The organism is Xanthovirga aplysinae (assembly GCF_009711365.1).
Taxonomy (GTDB): domain Bacteria; phylum Bacteroidota; class Bacteroidia; order Cytophagales; family Cyclobacteriaceae; genus Xanthovirga; species Xanthovirga aplysinae.
This window is the reverse complement of the sequence record NZ_SMMB01000980.1, coordinates 1-6,147: the sequence shown is the minus strand read 5'-3', so window position 1 is coordinate 6,147 and position 6,147 is coordinate 1. Positions and strand designations below refer to the sequence as shown.

Genomic DNA, 6,147 nt, shown 5'->3' with positions numbered 1-6,147 from the left:
GTATAAATTTTGGGCAGTGGTGGTTGCCCTTGGTTTATCTAAATAAATGAAGACCAATTCTTGGTCTTTCTTATGTTTTTAGATTGGCTTAAGGTATATTTAATCTCAAAAATTATTTTTTCCGGAAACTTAATTTGAATTTTTAGGGGGTTTTATGGCGGTAAATACCTACAAATCAGAAACTAAATCTAAAAAACGTAAGCCTAAAAAGAAGAAGGTTAACCTTGGTTTTAATTTTAGCTTTATCAAAGATCGGCGATTTCATTTAGCCTTTGGGTTTTTCTTGATCATAGGCGCATTTTTCTTGTTAATCGCTTTTGCAAGTTATTTTTTTAGTGGTAATGCGGATCAAAGTGTGCTGAACAGTGTTTCAGAAGAAGGTTTAAAATCTTCAGGCCGGGAAACCAAAAACCTGTTGGGCTTGTTAGGAGCTTACCTTTCCCGTCTATTTATATATGAGTGGTTTGGGATTGCCTCTTTTTTAATTCCGCCTCTTTTATTTATTCTGGGCTCAAAAATAGTTTTACGGAAAGCTTTTGTATCAGTCAGGAAGACCTTTCGGTTTGTCTTTTTCTTTCTGTTTTGGATAAGCCTTTGTGTGGGATATATATTTAGTGTAACCGATAGTCTGGATAGTTGGAGTTTTCTTAGTGGAGGAATTGGTTATCAATTAGCTATTTTAAGTAAAAGTTTGATTGGAGGAGGGACTATTTTATTTTTAATTTTTTCCCTTGCGGTCTTTATTGTTTATTTTTTTAACGTTACGGAGTGGTTCTCCTTTGTTTCTGTTTCTGCTGAGAAATTGGAGAAGAAAGAAAGGTCTCCTATCAAAGTTCCCAATCCCGAACCAAAGAAGGAGGAAGGGGAAAGACTTTCAGAAAACCAACAAAAAGAAGGATCTAATTTGTCCTCTTTAAATAAAGAAGATCTAGTAAGCAATCCTTCAGACCTCAATTTGGAGGAACCGATAAATTTTGATATCCCAAGCACTGCTCCAAAGCGGAAAAGTTCCCAAAAAGATATGGAATTTGTGATAGAGGATACAACAGAGCTGTTGAATGAGGAAGAAAATGAAGCCCTTGATTTTACTGTTAGCCAACAAGTGAAAGAAGAGACGCAAACTGGTATTGCTGAGAATTATGATCCTACCTTGGATTTGGGTTCTTATCAATTTCCTTCCGATGATCTATTAATTGATTATGGCCCAGGAAAGGTGAAAGTTAGTCAGGAAGAATTGCAGGCCAATAAAGATAAGATCGTAGAAACGCTGGTGAATTTCAAAATTGGAATTTCCAGCATTAAAGCCACAATTGGCCCTACTGTGACACTTTATGAGATTGTGCCTGAGGCGGGAGTAAAGATCTCAAAGATCAAAAATTTGGAAGATGACATTGCCTTGAGTTTGGCAGCTCTTGGTATTCGGATTATTGCTCCGATTCCTGGTAAAGGAACTATTGGTATTGAGGTTCCAAATAAAAATAAGGAAATGGTTTCCATCCGCTCGGTAATATCTACAGAGAAATTCATGAAAAGTGAAAGTGAATTGCCTGTAGTCTTAGGAAAAACCATTTCTAATGAGGTATTTGTGGCGGATTTGGCTAAAATGCCACACCTGTTAATGGCAGGAGCTACTGGACAAGGTAAGTCCGTAGGTTTAAATACCATTCTTACCTCCTTGATCTATAAGAAACATCCTTCTCAATTGAAATTTGTATTGGTAGATCCTAAAAAAGTGGAATTAACCCTTTTTAATAAGATCGAACGTCATTTTTTGGCCCGTTTACCCAATACGGAGGAGTCAATTATCACTGATACTAAGAAAGTTATCCATACGTTAAACTCCTTGTGTATGGAAATGGATAACCGGTATGATTTGTTAAAAGATGCAGGTTGTCGAAATATCAAAGAGTACAATGTTAAGTTTGTAAAAAGACGTTTGAATCCTGAAAAAGGTCATCGTTTCTTGCCTTACATTGTGCTGGTTATAGATGAGTTGGCGGATTTGATGATGACTGCCGGTAAGGAGGTGGAAACTCCGATTGCTCGTTTGGCACAGTTGGCCAGGGCCATTGGTATTCACCTTATTATCGCTACTCAGCGTCCATCTGTAAATGTGATTACAGGTATAATTAAGGCCAATTTCCCGGCCAGGATTTCGTTTCGTGTCACTTCTAAGATAGATTCGCGCACCATTTTGGATGCAGGAGGGGCAGAGCAACTAATTGGACAGGGAGATATGTTGTTATCACAAGGTTCTGATATTATTCGCTTACAATGTGCTTTTGTGGATACTCCTGAAGTGGAAGGTATTTGTGAGTTTGTAGGAAGCCAGAGAGGATATGAATCGGCCTATCTTTTACCGGAAGTGGCTGATGAAGATGGAGATGGTGCTAAAGATGTTGACCTTTCCGATAGGGATTCTCTTTTTGAGGATGCGGCTCGATTAATTGTTACACATCAACAGGGAAGTACATCTTTGATTCAAAGAAAGCTTAAGCTGGGGTATAACCGGGCTGGGCGGTTGATTGATCAATTGGAAGCAGCGGGAATTGTAGGACCATTTGAAGGAAGTAAAGCCAGAGAAGTATTAATTCAGGATGAATATAGTTTGGAACAGTTATTGAATGAGCTTTAAGTAATTAATAAAATAAGAGGATCAAAACTCTAACGTTACAGTACAATAAGATAGAAATAATAGCAATTTACAAAAGAATATTAAGATGAAGAGATTAATGATTTTAGGGTTGGTGTTGTTAGGCTGGGTTAATGTAAGTTATGCGCAGAAAGATTCTCAAGCCTTGGATATATTGGAAGCCATGAGTGCAAAATATAAAAGTATTCCTGCTTTTAGTGCTAATATTAGTTATTCCTTGGTAAATGATACATTGGATATTGATGAGGAGATGAATGGCAATATTACTGTGAAGGACAATATGTATCATTTGGATATGGGAGGACAGGAGATTTTTAATAATGGCACTACCATTTGGACCTATCTAAAGGATGAAAATGAGGTGAACATTAGTGAATTTGATCCTGAAGAAGATGAGATGACTCCAACCAAGATTTACAATGCTTATCAAGAGGGCTATAAGTATTCTTTTTTGGGGGAAGAAACCCAAAATGGAAGCGTTTATCAAATTGTTGATCTTGTTCCAGAAGATAAAAGTCAATCCATTTTTAAGATCCGAATGAAGATTTTAAAGACTGATAAGACATTAAGCAGTTGGTTGATGTTTTCAAAAGATGGAAACAGAGTGCAATATGTAGTGACAGAGTTTAATCCTGAGGTGAAAGTAGATGATAATTTCTTTACCTTTGATACTTCAAAGCACGATGGGGTAGAAGTGATAGATTTGAGGTAACTTAGACCTAAAATATTGAATGAGAGAGGGGCTGCAAAATGTAGCCCTTTTTTTATGCTGTCGAAAAAGAAATTACGAATTAAAAGGAATATCTCAAGTTCCTAATTTCCTTTAATGTTTGTTTCATTATGAATAAATTGCTTGAGTCGGAACGTTTATTTTGCCGTAAGTTAACAATTGATGATTTGGAATGGATCTATCAACAAGGTCAGGACCCCGAAGTAGTACGATATATTTATGGAGGTAAAATTCTCACCAAGAATGAAGAGAAAGAAAGATTAGAGGAGCGGTTATCTTATTATAATTTGTACCCTGGATTGGGAGTTTTTGCCCTTCATGAAAGAGAAAGTGGAGCAATAATAGGAGTTTGTAATTTAAATCACTCAAAAGAATTTGAAGAAATTCAGATTGGGTATCGCCTACAAAAGAAAAGCTGGGGTAAAGGATTTGCAACTGAAATATCCAGAGCGCTATTAGCTTATGGGTTTGAAAAGATGAAGCTGAAACGAATAATTGGAATAGTGGAAACACCAAATATTGCCTCAAAAAGGGTATTGGAAAAGGTTGGCTTAAAAAGGGAAAAAGTAGTTTCCTTATTGACCTATGATCTTGACTATTATGCAATAGAAGTGGAAGGATGGAATGCTCAAAAAAGTTATTGATGATAATAAAAGAGGAAAGGATAGATGTTGCCTTTACAAAAGGTTTCTTTCCCAGATTGATTTCTATTAGTTTTGCAGCATCAATGTAATGGAGAAGAGGAAATTATGAACAAACAGCAGCTTTTTGACCAAATTAAGAAAAAACAGTCCTATTTATGTGTAGGCCTGGATACCGACCTTAACAAAATTCCCAAGCACCTACTAAAGAAAGAAGATCCTGTTTTTGAGTTTAATAAAGCAATTATTGATGCCACGGCTGATTATTGTGTGGCTTATAAACCTAATATAGCTTTTTATGAAGCTATGGGAGCTAAAGGATGGGAAAGCTTGCAAAAAACGCTTGCTTACATCCCTAATGATATTTTTACCATTGCAGATGCCAAAAGAGGAGATATAGGGAATACTTCAGGGCTTTACGCTCGCGCCTTTTTCGAAAATATGGATTTTGATTCCGTTACTGTTGCTCCATATATGGGAAAAGATTCTGTAACTCCTTTTCTGGAATTTAAAAACAAATGGGTGATTCTATTGGCCTTAACTTCAAATGAGGGAAGCGGAGATTTTCAGCAATTGGTTTTGGAAGGTTCTAAGGAAAAGCTTTTTGAAAATGTTTTGAAAAAAAGCCAGGAATGGGGTCGGGATGATCAATTAATGTACGTGGTAGGGGCCACACGGGCAAATCAGTTACAAGAGGTTAGAAAAAATGTCCCTCACCATTTTTTGTTAGTCCCAGGTGTTGGGGCGCAGGGAGGAAGTTTGCAAGAAGTTTCTAGATATGGAATGAATGAACAGTGTGGATTATTGGTCAATTCTTCCAGAGGGATTATTTATGCCTCTAAAGAGGGAGATTTTGCAGAAGTGGCTGGGCAAAAAGCAAAAGAATTGCAGGAAGAAATGGCTAAATATTTGGCAGAGTTTTTGTGACATTAAATGTTGAGAGATAATTAATTGATAATGGAGTAAAGAGAAGGATGCCGTTGTGTATCTGTGGGTCAAAATGTTTTCATTTTGACCCTTTCTTTTTTAGTAAGTTTTACCGCTTGATGATTAGATAAAATATTCTTTATTAATGTTTTAAATAAATTTGCTGTAGATTATTTAGCTCTTTCTCCCACACCCTTCATTGTTGGCTTTTTACCAATCTTTACTAAAATTGTTTATTCCCTTTTTTATTACAAAAGTACTTTTTGCTTATTCTCCCATTCTGATACCAAGTCTTTCTCTTATAAATTGAAAGAAAGTAATAAAAATGAGAGAGCAATTTTTACATTTTGTTTGGAGGTATCAATATTTTGAAAAGGGTTCTTTAAGGACGGTTCATGGAATAGATGTTCAAATTTTTCAACCTGGAATTAGTAATAAAGATGCAGGGCCTGATTTTGCGCAGGCCAAAATAAAGTTAGGAAATATGGCTTGGCATGGTGATGTGGAAATTCATTACAAATCTTCGGATTGGAAGCTTCACGGTCATGAAAGGGATGCTGCCTATAATAAAGTCATATTACATGTGGTTTGGGAAAATGACAAACAAGTATATCGAAAAGATGGCACCCCAATCCCTACGGTGGAGTTAAAGGGAAGGGTGAGTAAAACACTAATCTCCAGATATAAAAAGTTGCTAAGTAACTTTGATGCTATTCCGTGTGCCTCACAAATAGAAGATGTAGATGAAATTTTTGGGCTTTCGACCCTTGATCAGGCTTTAATTCAAAGGTTGGAGCAGAAAGCGAATTTTGTTTTGGAATTATTGGGTGTTAATCAATTGGATTGGGAGGAAACCACTTATCAATTATTGGCCCAAAACTTTGGTTTTAAAGTCAATAAGGAGCCCTTTTGGGAACTAAGTAGAAAATTGCCTTTAAAAGTAATTATTAAACATGGCGATAATCTCATGCAGGTGGAGGCCTTGTTATTTGGGACTGCTGGCTTTTTAAATCAGAACTTGAAGGATACTTATTTTCAAAGCTTAAAAAGGGAGTTTGGATTTTTGGGGAGAAAATATCAATTATTTGATCAAGTGATGGAAATCCATCAATGGAAATTTTTGAGAATGCGCCCTGCAAATTTTCCAACTCTTCGAATCGCTCAGCTGGCAAGTTTTCTTTATAAAAACAATCACT

At 36.3% G+C, this 6,147-nt stretch carries 5 protein-coding genes; all 5 read left to right on the top strand.

Annotation, left to right across the window (positions count from 1 at the left end):
• Positions 1 to 154 precede the first annotated feature (154 nt).
• Positions 155 to 2,635, top strand: coding sequence for an FtsK/SpoIIIE family DNA translocase (locus E1171_RS09535; RefSeq protein WP_155205775.1), 2,481 nt, complete (start codon positions 155 to 157; stop codon positions 2,633 to 2,635).
• An 85-nt stretch (positions 2,636 to 2,720) separates the two neighbouring features.
• Complete coding sequence (gene lolA1, locus E1171_RS09530; protein WP_155205774.1) at positions 2,721 to 3,365, top strand: outer membrane lipoprotein periplasmic chaperone LolA1; 645 nt, start codon at positions 2,721 to 2,723, stop codon at positions 3,363 to 3,365.
• Between the two features lie 128 nt (positions 3,366 to 3,493).
• A complete protein-coding gene (locus E1171_RS09525; protein ID WP_155205773.1) occupies positions 3,494 to 4,027 on the top strand; it encodes a GNAT family N-acetyltransferase in 534 nt (177 codons plus the stop codon).
• 105 nt (positions 4,028 to 4,132) lie between these two features.
• Positions 4,133 to 4,951 carry an orotidine-5'-phosphate decarboxylase gene (gene pyrF / locus E1171_RS09520; RefSeq protein WP_155205772.1) on the top strand — a complete coding sequence of 273 codons (819 nt, stop codon included), beginning with the start codon at positions 4,133 to 4,135 and terminating at the stop codon, positions 4,949 to 4,951.
• Positions 4,952 to 5,276: 325 nt separating this feature from the next.
• Positions 5,277 to 6,147, top strand: an 871-nt coding sequence (locus E1171_RS09515; protein WP_155205771.1) for a DUF2851 family protein, incomplete at its 3' end; no start/stop codon positions are given.